The sequence below is a fragment of the Actinoallomurus iriomotensis genome, from assembly GCF_030269445.1.
Classification (GTDB): domain Bacteria; phylum Actinomycetota; class Actinomycetes; order Streptosporangiales; family Streptosporangiaceae; genus Actinoallomurus; species Actinoallomurus iriomotensis.
Genome location: NZ_BSTJ01000002.1, coordinates 726,909 through 742,317 on the forward strand (window position 1 = coordinate 726,909; position 15,409 = coordinate 742,317).

13 protein-coding genes are annotated in these 15,409 nt (G+C 71.9%); 9 read left to right on the forward strand and 4 right to left on the reverse strand.

Going from position 1 to position 15,409, the window contains the following annotated elements; translation table 11 throughout:
- Positions 1 to 7 precede the first annotated feature (7 nt).
- The gene (locus QSK37_RS12000) at positions 8 to 766 is read right to left on the reverse strand and encodes a hypothetical protein (protein WP_285619818.1); all 759 of its coding nucleotides are present in this window, start codon (positions 764 to 766) and stop codon (positions 8 to 10) included.
- Between the two features lie 61 nt (positions 767 to 827).
- Positions 828 to 4,163 carry a phosphodiester glycosidase family protein gene (locus tag QSK37_RS12005; RefSeq protein WP_285619819.1) on the reverse strand — a complete coding sequence of 1,112 codons (3,336 nt, stop codon included), beginning with the start codon at positions 4,161 to 4,163 and terminating at the stop codon, positions 828 to 830.
- Positions 4,164 to 4,587: 424 nt separating this feature from the next.
- Here QSK37_RS12005 and QSK37_RS12010 point away from each other — a divergent pair, with 424 nt between their 5' ends.
- From QSK37_RS12010 to QSK37_RS12035, 6 genes are all read left to right on the forward strand, one after another.
- The gene (locus tag QSK37_RS12010; protein WP_285619820.1) at positions 4,588 to 5,250 is read left to right on the forward strand and encodes a class I SAM-dependent methyltransferase; all 663 of its coding nucleotides are present in this window, start codon (positions 4,588 to 4,590) and stop codon (positions 5,248 to 5,250) included.
- A 70-nt stretch (positions 5,251 to 5,320) separates the two neighbouring features.
- Positions 5,321 to 5,701, forward strand: a complete 381-nt coding sequence (locus tag QSK37_RS12015; RefSeq protein WP_285619823.1) for an MFS transporter — start codon at positions 5,321 to 5,323, stop codon at positions 5,699 to 5,701.
- Between the two features lie 62 nt (positions 5,702 to 5,763).
- Complete coding sequence (locus tag QSK37_RS12020; RefSeq protein ID WP_285619824.1) at positions 5,764 to 6,576, forward strand: SAM-dependent methyltransferase; 813 nt, start codon at positions 5,764 to 5,766, stop codon at positions 6,574 to 6,576.
- 398 nt (positions 6,577 to 6,974) lie between these two features.
- Complete coding sequence (locus QSK37_RS12025) at positions 6,975 to 7,976, forward strand: NADP-dependent oxidoreductase (protein WP_285619825.1); 1,002 nt, start codon at positions 6,975 to 6,977, stop codon at positions 7,974 to 7,976.
- Between the two features lie 46 nt (positions 7,977 to 8,022).
- Complete coding sequence (locus QSK37_RS12030; protein WP_285619826.1) at positions 8,023 to 8,940, forward strand: LysR family transcriptional regulator; 918 nt, start codon at positions 8,023 to 8,025, stop codon at positions 8,938 to 8,940.
- A gap of 123 nt (positions 8,941 to 9,063) precedes the next feature.
- The gene (locus tag QSK37_RS12035; RefSeq protein WP_285619828.1) at positions 9,064 to 9,954 is read left to right on the forward strand and encodes an MBL fold metallo-hydrolase; all 891 of its coding nucleotides are present in this window, start codon (positions 9,064 to 9,066) and stop codon (positions 9,952 to 9,954) included.
- Positions 9,955 to 9,971: 17 nt separating this feature from the next.
- Here the strand turns inward: QSK37_RS12035 and QSK37_RS12040 are convergent, their stop codons facing one another.
- A complete protein-coding gene (locus QSK37_RS12040; RefSeq protein WP_285619829.1) occupies positions 9,972 to 10,901 on the reverse strand; it encodes an ArsR/SmtB family transcription factor in 930 nt (309 codons plus the stop codon).
- A 90-nt stretch (positions 10,902 to 10,991) separates the two neighbouring features.
- On the opposite strand from QSK37_RS12040, the gene QSK37_RS12045 reads away from it, so the two are divergent.
- Together QSK37_RS12045 and QSK37_RS12050 are read left to right on the forward strand one after the other, a co-directional pair.
- Complete coding sequence (locus tag QSK37_RS12045) at positions 10,992 to 11,495, forward strand: hypothetical protein (RefSeq protein ID WP_285619830.1); 504 nt, start codon at positions 10,992 to 10,994, stop codon at positions 11,493 to 11,495.
- Between the two features lie 132 nt (positions 11,496 to 11,627).
- Positions 11,628 to 13,199, forward strand: a complete 1,572-nt coding sequence (locus QSK37_RS12050; RefSeq protein ID WP_285619831.1) for a phytoene desaturase family protein — start codon at positions 11,628 to 11,630, stop codon at positions 13,197 to 13,199.
- 70 nt (positions 13,200 to 13,269) lie between these two features.
- On the opposite strand, the gene QSK37_RS12055 is transcribed toward QSK37_RS12050, so the two are convergent.
- On the reverse strand, positions 13,270 to 14,685 hold the full coding sequence (locus QSK37_RS12055; RefSeq protein WP_285619832.1) for an MFS transporter: 1,416 nt from the start codon (positions 14,683 to 14,685) through the stop codon (positions 13,270 to 13,272).
- Between the two features lie 137 nt (positions 14,686 to 14,822).
- Here QSK37_RS12055 and QSK37_RS12060 point away from each other — a divergent pair, with 137 nt between their 5' ends.
- On the forward strand, positions 14,823 to 15,389 hold the full coding sequence (locus QSK37_RS12060; protein ID WP_285619833.1) for a TetR/AcrR family transcriptional regulator: 567 nt from the start codon (positions 14,823 to 14,825) through the stop codon (positions 15,387 to 15,389).
- Positions 15,390 to 15,409: the final 20 nt, after the last annotated feature.

The following is a 15,409-nucleotide window of genomic DNA, read 5'->3' on the forward strand; positions in this document are numbered from 1 at the left end:
ACGGAATTCACCAGCGCGCCGGCCGGCGGTTCCGGTGGCCGACGCTGAGACGGACGCGGTACAGCAGGAACAGACCGCCGCCGGCCAGCGGGACGACCCAGAACGCGGGACGCCACGTGTGCAGCGCGACGAACGCGATGATGCCGATCCACCAGGTGAACGCGGCGAGGTGCGGCGCCGCGTCGGCGAGCGGCACGCCCCAGGCGGCGATCAGCATCACGCCGATCCAGCCGAGCGCCCAGGCCAGACCCAGCGACCAGTACGACCACTGGTCGGCGCTGTGGGAGCCGATCCGGAGCCGCACGATACGGCCGTGCCAGACCTCGGCCGTGCCCCGCGTCCCCGCGCGCGCCATGTCGTACATGTCCCCGCTGACCCCGAACGTGTGTGATTTGCCGTCCGCGGTGCGCACGACCAGCTGGTAGTGCGTGGTCTGGGACATCGGCAGGGCCGCCACGATCCGCCCCACCGGCAGGGCCGCGACCGACGGACCCCAGTAGTACGGGCCGGGGATCTGGGGCGGCGGCTGCGGGGGTGGCTGCGGTGGGGGCTGCGGATCGGGATCCTCGGTCGTGTAGGTCGAGCGCGAGATGACGGTCATGGACACCCGCGTCACGCAGTCGTCCCGGGCGACGGATCCGCAGTAACCGGCCTTCTCGAACGCCCGGAGATCGTGGTACGGACCGGACCCCAGAGCGATCCCCCCGGCGACGCACGCCATCCCGGCGAGGAGAGCCGCCCAGCGCACCCGCGTCCTGTGTCCCACGCCCTCCAGGATGACCGCCCGGAGCCCGGGCGGTCATCCGAATTACCCAAGAGACGCGCGGTCAGCGTTCGACGGTCACGATGGCCGACTTGGTCTGCCCGCCCGAGGCGACGGTCACGGTGACCGCGCCCGGCCGTACGGCGGTCAGGGTGCCGTCCGCGAGGTCCAGGACCGCGACCGTCCCGCGACGGCGACGCGCCGCCTCCGCCTCCCGCTTCGACGCGGCGACCACCAGGCCGTCGCCGCCGCTCCAGGTCACGCTCGCCGGGTACCGGAGCGGGAAGGTGAGGCCGAAGCCGCTCGTCACGCCGTTCGCCGAGACCGGGCCGGACGTGCCCGCCGTCAGCCGGGCCGGAGCGGTCAGCTGGATGCCGTCGATCACCGGCCGGCTCTCGGCCCGCAGCCAGTCGGCCGGGCTCGGGCTCGTGTCGACGCCGACCCTCATCCAGCCGAAGAAGCCGCCTTGGTCCGGCGAGCTGTACGGGGTCTTGCCCACGGCGGGGGTGTTGACCTCCAGGACACCGTCCACCCGGTTCACCGCGGCGGTGTGCGCGTGCCCGCTGAACACCGCGACCGGCTTGCCCGACGACTCGCGGAACGCTGCCAGCCACCGCTCGACCAGGCCCGCCTCCAGCTGGTCGGACAGCTGGGAGGAGCCGGCGCCCGACGGGTCGTGCGGCGGGTGGTGGAAGACGACGACGACGTCCTTGACCGTACGGTCCTTCGCCGCCTTGTCGAGCTGCTCCCGCAGCGCCGGCACCTGGTCCCAGTCGGAGGTGCGGAGGCTGCCGGAGTGGGAGTCCAGCAGGAGGAAGCGGGTGCCCTTGTGGTCGAACACCTGCCGGGTCGGGCGGCCGGTGCCGGCCTTGAACGCGTCGAGCGTGCCGCCGTCCGAGGCGCCGGCCTCATGGTTGCCCGGCACCCAGTAGACCGGCAGCCCGGCCGGTACGTGGTCGTGCAGCAGGCCGTTCGCGAACGCGAAGTCCGCGGGCGCGTCGCTGTCCACGAAGTCGCCGTTCAGGAGCAGGAAGTCGGGCTTGGCCGCGACCGCCTGGTCGAGCGCGGTGGCCGCCTGCTTCGCGGCGAACGAGTCCGGGCCGGCCGCCGCGCTGACGTGCAGGTCCGACATGACGGCGTACGTCCAGCGCTTTCCGTCGACAGCGTCCTGTTCGACGACGTACGGGTCGGGCGTCGGCGGTTCCTGCGTGTCGGGCTGCTGCCCGACCTGGGCGGCGAGGCCGTCGAACTCCAGCTCGCCGGCGTCCTTCTTGTCCTGTGCCGTCTCGACGACGTAGACGTTCAGCAGCGTGATCGGCGTGGCGAACCCGGTCGGCAGTGTGCCGGTGACGCGGCGCCAGCCGGTCCAGTCGACGCTCAGCGCGAACGTGAACGGCACGTTCGTGGTGCCCTGCGACCGCAGCGTGGCGCGCAGCCAGTGTTCCTTGCCGTCGCCCTTCACCCAGAGCGCGAGACCGCTCGCGCCGGCGGGCAGGGTGAGCGGTGCGGGCTGGGCCACCGCGTACCCGGCCGAGGTCGCCGACTGGCCGGTGAAGTCGTAGGTGAGCCGCAGCGCGTGGTTGCCGGCGGGCGCGCCCGGCCGGTCGTCCGCCTCGACGGTGGCGACCTTGGCGGTCGCGCGCGCCGCCGACGCCGTCCACGTCTCGTCCGGCTCGAACTCGGCGAGCGACCTGTCCGTCAGCCCGACCGCCACCGGCAGCTTCGCCGTCACGCCGCCGACGGTCGCGGTCAGGGTGGTGCCCTTGCCCGTGGCGTCCGCGCGGCCCGTGATCCGGATCGAGCCGTCGGGCGTGGTCGTCACGTCGATCGCGTCGTGGTCGTAGTCGAGCGTGACGTCGCGCGGCGCGACGGGCGCGTCGAAGCCGTCGGCGTCGTACCCGGTGAGCCCGAGGTCCACCGGCTTGCCCGCGTCGAGCGTGACGGCACGCCGGGTGAACGCGAGCCGGTGCAGAGGGCCGAGGACCCGCAGCGCGTGCTCACCGGTGGCCGACCCGTCCCGCGCCCGCAGCGTGCCCTGGCCGGACGCGCCCGCGCGGAAGACGCCTCCGCCGACCCGGCCCAGCCGGCCCGGCACCGCCTGCCAGGAGACCTTCCGCGTCCGCACCGGGGCGTACGTCTCGTCGTATCCGGCGGCGGTCACGTCACGGGTGAGCCCCGGGAAGACGCGGTCGGCCTGCGGCCGTACGTCCAGTCCCTGGAGGGTGCCCGAGCCCGTTCGGCTGAACAGGCCGACGCCGTTCGGCACCGGCCGTTCGCTGCCGTCGGAGGGCGTGTTGACGACACCGACGCCGGCGTCGCCGGGGCGGCGCGCGACGAGTTCGCTGGAGCCGCCACCGTCGAGCATCATCGCGGTGGTGGCGCCCAGGCGGACCATCAGTTGGGCGGTCGCGTCGAAGCTCAGCCCCGGCGAGAAGGTGGCCGACCCGTCGACGGTGACGAGGAGCAGGCGGCGCCCGCCGTCCGCCCAGCCGATCGCGGTCCGCGGCTTGGCCTCGTCGTTGCCGGCGCCGGGCGGGAAGTCGATCGCCTTGCCGTCCCGTACGAGCACCGCGCCGCTGCCCAGGGCCATGCGGAGTTTCGCGTCGGACCGGGACTGGAAGGACAGCGCGGCGGCGTCTCCGGGCTTGGCGGCGGCGAGTTGTGCGGCCGCGGCGCCGCGGCCGAGCAGGACGAGCCCGCCGTCCGGTACGGGAGTCGTCGTGACGTGGTCGTTGACCTGCGTTACCTTGCCGTTCCGCGCCACGACCTCGGTGTACGGGCCGGGGTCGTGGATCAGCGTGCGCAGGCCGGGACCCCACTGGGGGGTGAAGGCGTCGATGCCGTCGGCCGGGGCGGAGGCAGAGTTGAGGGCGGCGAGCGGCCGCTCCGTGCCCGCGACGGTGACCGTGCCCTGCAGGGCGAGGTCGGCGAGCCGGGCGATGCCGTCGTCGCCGACGGCCGCGACCGTCGAGGGCTGGGCGGTGCCCTTGCGTGGCGTGCCGTTCTGGATCTCAGGCCCGTTGGCGGCGTTGGTCTCGGTGATGTCGAAGTAGTCCCCGTTGACGGCCGCGACCGCACGCTGGGCGTCGGCCGCCTGGGACAGGGGCCGGGCCTCGCTCACCTTGCCCGCGACCAGGTCGACGCCGACCGCGCGGTTCCGCAGGTCCGCGTTCAGGACGTGGACGCGGGTCCAGCCGGTGCGGCCGAACGTGTCGAAGGTGGTCCGTACGATGCCGGGCGCGACCGGCTGGTCCACCCGGTCGGCCTCGACCGACTCCCCGGGCACGGCGGTCTGGTACGCGGGGGGTGCGGGGACGGTACGCGCCTGGGCGACGGGTACCGCGCCGGCGAAGGCGGTGAGGGTGAGACCGCCGACGGCGACCAGGGAACGTATGCGCATGTATGCCTCCATGACAAGGGCGAGTGGAGGTTAGCGGTTCGCTTCCCCACCGGTCCCCGTCCGCCCGCCGTCCGGAAGGTGAACATTTGTGGTGAACCCTTCGCGCTCCGGGAGCCGTTGTCATGGATGAGACCGCAAACACAGTCACGCGCCTGGCTGAAGGTGAACGATTTGGCGCAGAATTCGAGTTCGTTAAATCGACCGGAGATTCCGTCCGAAATCTTTATGACGCCTTGGCGGTCAATTACGACGCGGACACCCGCCGGAACGACTACGACGTATGGGTTGCCATGTATCAGCGCCTCATCGGCCGATACGGAGCGCCCGGAAAACGGCTCGTGGATCCGGGGTCCGGCACCGGGAAGGCGGCCATCCGCTTCACCGCCTCCGGCTACGCGGTGACCGGCGTGGACCTCTCCCGGAGATGCTGCGCATCGCTCAGGCCAAGCCCGGAGCCGGACGGGTCAGGTTCACGGTCGCCGACCTTCGTCGCCTCCCGGACCTGGGCGAGTTCGACGTGGCCGTCGCGCTCGGCGAGCCGTTCGACTACCTCCGGAACGAGGAAGAGCTCGGTAGCGCCCTTCGGGGAGCGGCGAATCTCCTCGCCCCCGGCGGGTTGCTGGTCTTCGACATCAATACGCGGGGTCTTCCATTCGTGGTCCTACTTCGCCCCTCCCACGGTGTCGCGCCTTCCCAGGTGATGTTCGTCCTCATCGGCGGGGTGATCGCCGAGCGCCGCTCGCGCGGCGCACTTCTGGCCGTGACGGATCTGCTGAATTTCGCGGCTTACGCGACCATGGCCGCGATGTTCCTGGCCGGCCATGTGTCGATCCTCGCACTGGCGATTCTGGCCGCGCTCTCCAGATTGGCCACCCTCTCGTTGGGGTCCATGGAGAAGGCGCACACTCGCGCCGCGCCCGGCTGGCGCGACCTGCGGACGGATGGCGTGAGTTCTGTTCCCGTCAATGGCTTTGGATCATCGTGCTGCAATACTCTCTGGTCGTGGCGGCGTCGAACGCCACCATTGTCGTATTGGGCCAGCTCACGGCACAGCGCGACCTGGGCGGGGCGACGGCGTGGTCGCTGATCGTGGGCGCACAAGCCGTCGGCAGCGTCGCAGGCGCCGGGATCGCCACCCGAATCCGTCCGGCACGACCGTGCTCATCGGCGCCCTGGCCACTCTTCCCATCGCGTTCCCCATGCCGCTACTCGGCATACGGGCACCTTTGTGGACCGTTGCCGGTGCGATGTTCGTCTCCGGCGCCGGCAGTGACGTGTTCCTCGCGTTGTGGACGACCACCCTGCAAAGACGGGTTCCGCCGGCGGCGCTCTCCCGCGTCAGTTCCTACGATTGGTTCGGGTCACTCGCGTTGGCGTCCTGCGGAGTATTCGCCGCCGGGCCGCCGGCGTCCGCCTTCGGCTCGAATATCGCCCTCATCGGCTGCGCCGCCTTCTCCGTCCTGGCGACGTCCGGGGCGATGCTCTCCTCCCAGGTCCGCACCCTCGGCAGCGAGAACCTCAAAGGCGACTTTATATGACATTCCACCCATGAGGCCGGATCCGGTGCCGAGTGGGAAGCAATATCAAATACGCTTCCAGCATGCCCGACGAGCGCTCCACAATCCGGGACCTGCGGACCGACCGGCCGACTCCCGCGCGGATGTACGACTACTACCTCGGCGGCAAGGACAATTTCGCCGTTGATCGGGAAGCGGCCGAACAGGTACTGAGCGCGGCGCCCGAGGTGCGGATCCTGGCACAGGAGAACCGGGCGTTCCTCGGCCGGGCAGTGCGATACCTCGCCGCCGAGGCGGGCATCCGCCAGTTCATCGATGTCGGCACCGGGCTGCCGACCCGGGGCAACGTGCACGAGGTCGCCCAGGCCGTCGACCCGACCGCGCGCGTGGTCTATATCGACAACGACCCGATAGTGCGCGCCCACGCGAACGCGCTGCTGCCCGCCGACGGCACCACGACGGTCATCGAGGCCGACATGCGCGACCCGGGCCCGATCCTGGACCATCCGGACCTGCACCGGCTCATCGACTTCACCGAACCGGTCGCCGTGCTGTTCATGTCGGTGCTGCACTTCATCGCCGACGAGGACGACCCGCACGGCCTGGTGGCGGCCTTCCGCGACCGTACGGTGCCCGGCAGCCATCTCGCGCTGTCCCACATCACCTCGCCGGAGGTGAACAGCAGCGGCGCGGCGGCCGCCGCGGACGTGTACAAGTCCCGTGCGACGTCCCCGGCCATCCTGCGCACGCCGAAGGAGATCGGCGCCCTGTTCGACGGGTACGACCTGGTCGATCCCGGCCTGGTGTACCTGCCGCAGTGGCGCCCGAGCATCCCGGACGCCGCGGCGGACGGGGACTCGGTCTGGATGCTCTGCGCCGTCGGCCGGCGGCAGTAGGCGGGCCCGCCCCGCGTGTGGGTGCCCCCGGACCCCGCGGCTGGTGCTGCGGCGTCGTAGGCACTTGCCGTAATCATCTGGTGCCTCGACGTGATGATGGTGGGCGGGTGGTCATGCGGACCGGGCGGCACCATCACCACCGGCAATCCGTTTCCGGTGGTGATCACGCACCGTCGAGCCGGACGGCACCTTCCCGGTCCCGGCGTGACCCCAGACGGTCCCCCCATCACGGCACCGCAACGGGTTCCCCTGGCCGGCCCTACCAAAAGTGGGGAGTCGCTCGCCCACCACAGCGAGGATCCGCCGACTTACCTCCCCCCACGAGGCCAACGCTGACTGACACGGCACTAGCGTGGCAGGCAGACCACCCAGCGAACGCTCACGGAGGAGCAGAGACGGTGAAGACGCGCGAGGTCCATCTCACGGCGCGCCCGCAGGGCTGGCCGACGGCCGACGACTTCGCCCTCGTCGAGGTCGACCGGCCCGCGCCGGACGAGGGCGAGGTGCTCGTCCGCAACCTGTTCATGTCGGTCGACCCGTACATGCGCGGCCGGATGAACGACGCCAAGTCTTATGTGCCGCCGTTCCGGCTGGGCGAGGTGATGGCCGGCCGCGCCATCGGCGAGGTCGTCGAGTCCCGCTCCCCCGATCTGGCGGAGGGCGACATCGTCCAGCACGACTACGGCTGGCGCGAACACGCCTGGGGCCCGGCGAAGCGGTTCCGGCGGCTGACCCCGATCGAGGGCGTGCCGCTGTCGGCGTACCTCGGCGCGCTCGGCATGCCCGCCCTGACGGCGTACGTCGGGCTGTTGGACATCGCCGGGATGAAGGAGGGCGACACCGTCTTCGTCTCCGGCGCCGCGGGCGCGGTCGGCTCGATGGCCGGGCAGATCGCCCGGATCAAGGGTGCCCGGCGCGTGATCGGCAGCGCGGGCTCGGATGAGAAGGTCGCCTACCTCACCGGCCGTCTCGGCTTCGACGCCGCCTTCAACTACAAGACCGGCCCGGTGCACCGGCTGCTGGCCGACAGCGCCCCCGACGGCATCGACGTCTACTTCGACAACGTCGGCGGCGACCACCTCGAGGCGGCGATCGACGCGTTCAACCAGGGCGGGCGGGCCGCGCTGTGCGGCGCGATCTCGGAGTACAACATCACCGAGCCACCGTCCGGCCCGCGCAACCTCCGGCTGCTCGTGGGCAAGCGGTGCACCCTCCGGGGGTTCATCGTCACCGACCACAGCGACCGGTACGGCGACTTCGTCCGCGACGTGGGCGGCTGGATCCGCGACGGAAAGATCACCTTTGAGGAGACCTTCTTCGACGGCGTCGACCATGCCGTCGACGCGTTCCTCGCCATGCTGCGAGGCGAGAACCTCGGCAAGATGATCGTCCGCCTGTAAGGGCCGGCGGGCGTCTGGTTCGTACGCGCCGAGCGAGCCCAAGGTCATGGAGCTTCGTCAACTGAGGTACTTCGTCATCGTGGCGGAGGAGCTGCACTTCGGACGCGCGGCCGAGCGGCTGACGATCGTGCAGTCCGCGGTCAGCCAGCAGATCCGCCGCCTCGAACGGGAACTGGGCGTCGCGCTGTTCGACCGGTCGCCCCGGCGGGTGCGGCTGACCGAGGCCGGGGCCGCCTTCCTGCCTGAGGCCCGCGCGGTGCTGGCGGCCGAGCGGCGCGCGCTGGCCACGATCGGCGATTTCGCCGCCGCGCGCAGGACCGTACTGCGCATCGGCACGAGCAGCGGCATGGGTGAGCGGCTGGAACGGGTGCTAGAGGCGCTGGAACGGCAAGCGCCCGGCACACGCGTGGAGTTGGCGTCGGCGCCGCCGGGAGAGCGGCTGCGACGCGTCGCCGACGCTCAGTGGGACGCGGCTTTCGTACGCGGGGTGGTGGAGGCGTCCGAAGACGTGCGGCGAATCCCGGTCTGGCGAGACGAACTGGTGGTCTCCCTGCCGGCCCGCCACCCGCTGGCTCGTGGGGACGCCGTCGATCTCGCCGCGCTGGCCGACCTGCCGCTCTACCTGACGGCTCGCCGGAACAATCCCTCGCTGGTCGATCTGGTCATGGGCGCGTGCCAGGACGCGGGGTTCGAGCCGGTTCTCGGCCCGTCGCACAGCTCTCTGCAGGACACCTTGGCGGCACTGGGCGCGGGCCTGCCCGGGTGGACGGTGCTGTACGCCGTGCACGCCCGCCGGCTGCGCGGCGGCCGGGTGGCGTTCCTTCCGGTGCGCTCGCCGGACGGCGTCGCGGACGCGCTTTCGCTGCCCACGGTGCTGGCGGTGCGCGGTGCCGCCGATCCCGATCGCGTCCGCCCGTTGCTGGCCGCCTGCCAGGAGGCCGCAGCCGACGATCACGATTCGTGATCGCTATGTGCTCGGGTTGCTTCTGGTTCGCTGAAGCCAACGGGAGTGGACTGGACACCAGGAGTCCCCGCCGCCTGGTGCGGCCGGACTCGCTCGGTATCCGAATCACACACGCGAGGAATCATGACGAGTTCCGCCACGGGCCATGGCGAGCGCCTGCTGCGACCGTCGACGATGCGGTCACTTCGGCTCGGTGACCTGACGTTGACGTACGTGCCCGACGGGGCGGTGTGGCTCAACCCGCGCGCCTGGTTTCCCGGCACCACGGACGAGGCGTGGGCCGCGCACCCCGAGTACCTGAACGACTCGGGCCAACTCGTGGCCGGCGTCGGTGCGCTGCTGGTGGAACGTGGCGAGCGTGCGCTGCTGATCGACACAGGGTTCGGCCCCCAGTCGGTTCCGGCACGGCCCGGCAACCCGCGCGGTGCCATCCACGGCGGCGCGCTGCTGGACAACCTGGCCGCCCTCGGTCGCGCACCGGCGGAGATCGAAGCGGTGGCCTTCACCCATCTGCATCTCGACCACATCGGCTGGGCATGGCACTCCGTCCCCGGCCGCGATCGGCCTCCGTTCGCCGGCTCCGACCATCTGGTCGCCGAGGCCGAATGGGCACAGCGTCACCGCCTCCGAGCACGTGGCGTCACCGACGAGATCCTCCAGGTCATGTCACCACGTGTACGTACCGTGACCGATGGTCAGGAGGTCTTCCCCGGCGTGCGCGTGCTGCTCACCCCGGGCCACACCTCCGGGCACGCCGGTTACGTCATCAGGGGTGGTGGTCGTCGGCTGATCGCCTTCGGTGACGCCATGCACTCGCCGATCCAGGTGGACCACCCGGAATGGCCGGTCGCGGTCGATCTCGCTCCCGGACCGGCCGCGCGGCAACGCGGGAGCCTCGTCGCCGAACTGGCGATGCCGGACACCATCGGCTTCGGTGTCCATTTCGCCGACGTGGTGTTCGGCCGCGTCCACCGCGACGGTGACCGGTCCACGTGGCGGCCGGTCGACCGCTGACACGCGCGGCAAGGGGCTCAGCTCTCCCGCAGCAGGCGCATTCCGAGCGGGGTGGCCACGTGGTTCACCGCCTTGCCCGTACGGAGCGTGACGATCAGGCCCGCGCCGCGCAGGGTCTTGGTGTGCGCCGACACGGACGCCGCGCTGACACCCAGTTCGGCCGCGAGTTCGCTCGTCGTCCGTCCCTCGGTGACGAGAGACAGGATCGCCGCGCGGGTGCGGCCGAGCAGGGCGGCGAGCGCGTCGCGGGCCCTGACGTCGACCAGCGGCAACGGGGTGAGCGCCGGGTAGAGCAGCAGCATCGATCCGTCGGAGTGCCGGCCGATCATCGGCCGGCCGGTCCAGAACGCCGACGGCATCAGCGTCAGGCCGCGGCCGGCCGGTGCGTGCGCGGACTCCTCGGGCACCTCGACCTCCAGCGTGGTGCCGTCCCAGCGTGAACCGGGGTAGAGACTCGCCAGGGCCGCGGCCACGCCCCGCTCCGCGAGAAGGGCCCGCCGCCAGGCGAGGTCGGCGTCGAAGCTCGCACGGACCCGCTCCCGGTCGGGCGCGATCAGGGTGGCGTACGCCCCGCGCAGCGCCCGTTCGAGGGTCCGCCACGCCTCACGGTCACGGCCGGCCAGTCTCGTGGTCCACGGCGTCGGCCGGGTCGTGCGCACGAGCTCGGCCCGTACGTGGTCCGGCGGCGTGGACAGGACCGTCTCCAGGCCGTCCTCCAGGCCGTCGCTGTACGGGTCGAGGAACAGCGGCCCGTTCGCCCCGGGCGGGATCAGCTCCAGCAGCGCCCGCGCCTCGCCCGTCAGCCGCGCACGGCGGGTCCAGCGGGCGAACACGGCGTCGTCGCGCTGGTAGGTGGCGACCGCCATGCCCAGCTCCAGCAGCGGGGCCGGCCGGGCGGCGAACCGGACGTTCATCAGGTCCTCGGCGGTGAAGCGCAGTCGAAGCACTCTCGCGACCTTTCGCCCTGGATCTAAACCATGGCACCCCCGGGACGGGCGAGACGACGATGCGCGGAAAGCTCTCCCGAAAGGCAGGCAATGCGCAGACTATCCACCATCGCCGCCGTCACCGGAATCACCGTGGTGCTGGCCGCCCCGGTCGCCGGGGCGGCCGACGGCAAGGGCTGGGTGCCGTACCGCACCCAGCCCTTCGACGCCGTCGGCCGATGCTCCTTCACCGTCCACGGCGACATCGTCCAGGACGAGGAGGAGGTCCGGACCGACGCGACGTTCCCGGACGGCTCGCCGCGGATCCAGGAGTTCCGCGGACCGCTCGTGATCCGCTTCACCAACACGGGCAACGGCAGGTCGGTCGTTCGCGACGTGTCCGGCTACGGCCGGGTCGAGAACAAGGAGAACGGCGGATCCGTCTGGTACTTCGGCGAAGGCGCGGCCATCGGCATTCCGATCGGCAACACCGCCTACCCGCCGGGCGAGTACATCGTGCACGGCCGGTCCTGGTACACGATCCAGCCGGACGGCACCCGCAGGATCTGGGATCGGCACGCGGACGTGGAGAACCTGTGCCGGACGCTGGCCTGAGTTGAGGGAACCGGAGAGCGCCGTGGCCGCGGGGCGTCGCGGCCGCGGCGCTTTCCACCGGTGATCGTCTTGTGTCTCCCGGCCTCACGAGCGACGATCGACTCTGATCGACGAGTCAGCGAGGAGTCGCCGGTGTACGACGTTCTGGTGGTCGGTGGCGGGCACAACGGCCTCGTCGCCGCCGCGTACCTCGCGAAGGCCGGACTGTCGGTGTGCGTCTGCGAGGCGCGCGACGTGGTGGGCGGCGCGGCGGTGAGCGAGCATCCGTTCGGCCCCGACTACACGGTCACGTCCCTGTCGTACGTGGTCAGCCTGCTTCCTCCCGCGCTGATCCGCGATCTGCGGCTGGACCGCCACGGGTACCACGTCTACCCGCAGGGTCCCTACTTCGCGCCGCGCGCCGACGGCGGCCATCTCCGGCTGCCCGGCGATCCGGGGCGGCGGCGGGAGGAGATCGGCCGGTTCTCCCCTCGGGACGCCGCGGCGTACGAGCGCTGGGACGCGTGGATGGACGAGTTGGGCGCCGTCCTCGGCCCGCTGCTCGAACGGATCCCGCCCCGGCTCGGCTCGCGCCGCCCCGCCGATCTGCTCGGCCAGGCCAGGCTGCTGCGCGTGCTGAAGAACATCGACGTGCGCTCGGCCGTCGACGTCACCCGCATCCTCACCGACAGCATCGCCGACCTGGTCGAGGACCGGTTCGAGTCCGACGCGATGCGGGGCGTGCTGTCGGTCAGCGGGGTGATCGGCACGTGGGCGGGTCCGCGCTCGGCCGGCACCGCGTACGTCATGCTCCACCACCACGTCGGCGAGACCACGTGGGGGTTCCCGCGCGGCGGCATGGGCGGGGTGACCAAGGCCCTCGCGGCCGCGGCCCGCGACTTCGGCGCGGAGATCCGCACGTCGGCGCCGGTGGCCCGGATCGACGTCTCCGGCGGGCAGGTCACCGGCGTCACACTGGAGTCCGGCGAGGAACTGTCCGCGCGTACCGTCATCACGACGACCCACCCGGCCATCGCGTTCCTGCGGTTGCTGGACCGCGGCGACCTGCCGGAGGACTTCGTCACCGACATCGAGCGCTGGCGGACCCGCAGCGGCACCGTCAAGATCAATCTGGCGGTGGACCGGCTGCCGCGGTTCCGGGGAGTCGACGGGTTCGATCCCGAGGCGCACGGCGGCACGATCGTGCTGGCCGAGTCCCTGGACGACGTCGAGGGCGCCTTCCAGGACGCGGTCGCCGGACGTCCCGCGGCACTGCCGTTCGCCGACGTCTGCATCCCCAGCGTGTTCGACGACTCGCTCGCGCCGGAGGGCCACCACATCGTCTCGATGTTCACCCAGTGGGTGCCGCACACGTGGCACGCGTCGCAGCCGCGCGCGGAACTGGAGGCCTACGCCGACCGGGTGGTCGCCCGGATGGAGGCGGTCGCGCCGGGCTTCACCTCGTCGGTGCTGCACCGCCAGGTGATCGGCCCGTACGACATGGAGCACGAGTACCACCTCATCGGCGGCAACATCTTCCACGGCGAGCTGACCCCCGGCCAGATGTTCCACGCACGTCCCGCGGCCGGTTACGCCGACCTGCGCACGCCGATCACCGGGCTGTACCAGGCCGGCTCGGCGACCCACGGCGGCGGAGGCGTCACGGGCGTACCGGGCCGCAACGTCGTACGCCAGGTGCTGAAGGACCGCCGCGGCCGGCGATGAGTCACCGCCGGCCGGCCCTCGCCGTGAGCCGGCCGCGCGCTTCCGCGCCGACGGCCGGCTCAGCCTCTGTTCAGCGGGCGGGGCGCCGTATGGCGGCGAGCGCGACGACAAGGGCCACCGCGACGAACGCCGTCGCCACCGTGAAGGCGACCCCGGTGCCGTGGACGGCGCCGCCGTGCCGGCTCGCCGTGCCGAAGACCGAGACCAGCACGGCCATCCCCAGGGCCCCGCCGACCTGTTGCATGGTCTGCAGCAGCCCGGACGCCGCCCCGGAGTCCTCCCGGCGCACGCCGGACAGGATCGTGAGGGTGAGGGGCAGGAACACGATGCCGGCCCCGACGCCGAAGAGGATCAGCGGCCCGAGCAGGGCCCCCGCGTACCCGCTCGAGGCCGACAGGCGCGTCAGCCAGCCCATCCCGGCCAGCATCACCGGCAGGCCCGCCAGCATCAGCCGCCGCGCGCCGAACCTCGGCACGAGCCGCGGCGCCAGGCGCGCGACGCCGAACAGCAGCCCGGTCATCGGCAGGAACGCGAGCCCGGCCTTCAGCGGGCTGAAGCCGAGGGAGTTCTGCAGGAACTGGACGAGGAAGAAGAACATCCCGAACATGGCCGCCGCGAGCAGCAGCATGCCGGAGTAGGCGCCCGCGCGGGCCCGGTCGGCGAACAGGCGGAGCGGCACCACCGGCTGCGCGGCCCGTGCCTCGACCGCCACGAACGCCGCGAGCAGGACCACCCCGGCGGTGATCGCCAGGAGCGTCGTCGTGTCGCCCCAGCCCGCGTCGGCGGCGCGGATGAACGCGTAGACGAGGGCCACCATGCCCGTGACGGAGGTGACCGCGCCGGCGAGGTCGAGCCGGCCCCGGTGCCGTTCGGTCTCCTCCAGGAACACCGGGGCGAGCAGCAGCACCAGCGCTCCCACCGGCACGTTGATGAACAGGACCCACCGCCAGGAGGCCCAGTCGGTGAGCACGCCGCCCAGGATCAGGCCGACGGACGCGCCCGCCGAACTGGTCGCGGAGAAGATGCTGAGAGCGCGGTTGCGTTCGGGTCCCTCGGCGAAGTTGGTGGTGATGAGGGCGAGCGCGCCGGGCGCCGCGAGCGCCGCGCCCGCGCCCTGGACCGCGCGGGCGGCGAGCAGCCACGCGGCCGAGGTGGCGAACCCGCCCGCCAGTGAGGCGAGAGTGAACACCGCGATGCCGGTGACGAACACCCGGCGGCGGCCGAGGATGTCGCCGGCGCGCCCGCCGAGCAGCAGCAGGCCGCCGAACGTGAGCGAGTAGGCGTTGCTGACCCACGAAAGGCCGGTCGCGGAGAAGTGCAGGCTGAGCTGGATCTTGGGCAGGGCGACGAAGACGACGGTCGCGTCGAGCACGACCATGAGCTGGCACGCGACGATCACGGCCAGCGAGATCCCGGGATGACGCGTGTGCCGCGCCGGTCCGCCGGTGAGCGGCGTGCCCCGCGGGGAGACGGTCTGCTGGGACATGAGTCATAGACTCCTTACTGCTGGAAGTGCACCGGGTGTCCCCGAAGTGGCTGTCGGGGCCGCCCGGAACTAACCGGAGGGTGCCTCCGTTACGATACGGAGGTATCCTCCGGTACGCAACCGTGTCCGGAGGAGCGATGACGACCGCCGATCAGCGCCCCATGCGCGCCGACGCGCGCCGCAACTACCAGCGGCTGCTCGACGAGGCCAAGGTCGCCTTCCTCGAACACGGCGCCGACGCCCCGCTGGAGGACATCGCCCGGCGCGCGGAAGTGGGCATCGGCACGCTCTACCGCCACTTCCCGACCCGCCTGGCGCTCCAGGCCGCCGTGTACCAGGAGCAGGTCGACGACCTGTGCGCCAAGGCGTACGAACTGCTCGACGACGAGCGGAGCGGGAACGCGCTGGCGGCCTGGATGCGCTCGTTCGCCGAGTACGCCACGAGCAGGCGCGGGCTGATGCAGACGCTGAAAGAGGTCATCGACACGCGCTCGGACCTGTTCGCCCGCTGCCACGACGAGATCCGGGGCGCGGCCGGCGCGGTGCTCGCCGAGGCCCAGCAGGCCGGCACCGTACGCCCCGAGGTGACCGTCGAGGACCTGCTGCGCCTCACCCACGGGCTCTCCGTGGCGACCCAGTCGGCCCCGGAGACCACCGAGCGCCTGCTCTCCTACCTCCTGGACGGTCTCCGCCCGCAGCCCTGATCGGCTCGTTTGCCGGGAAT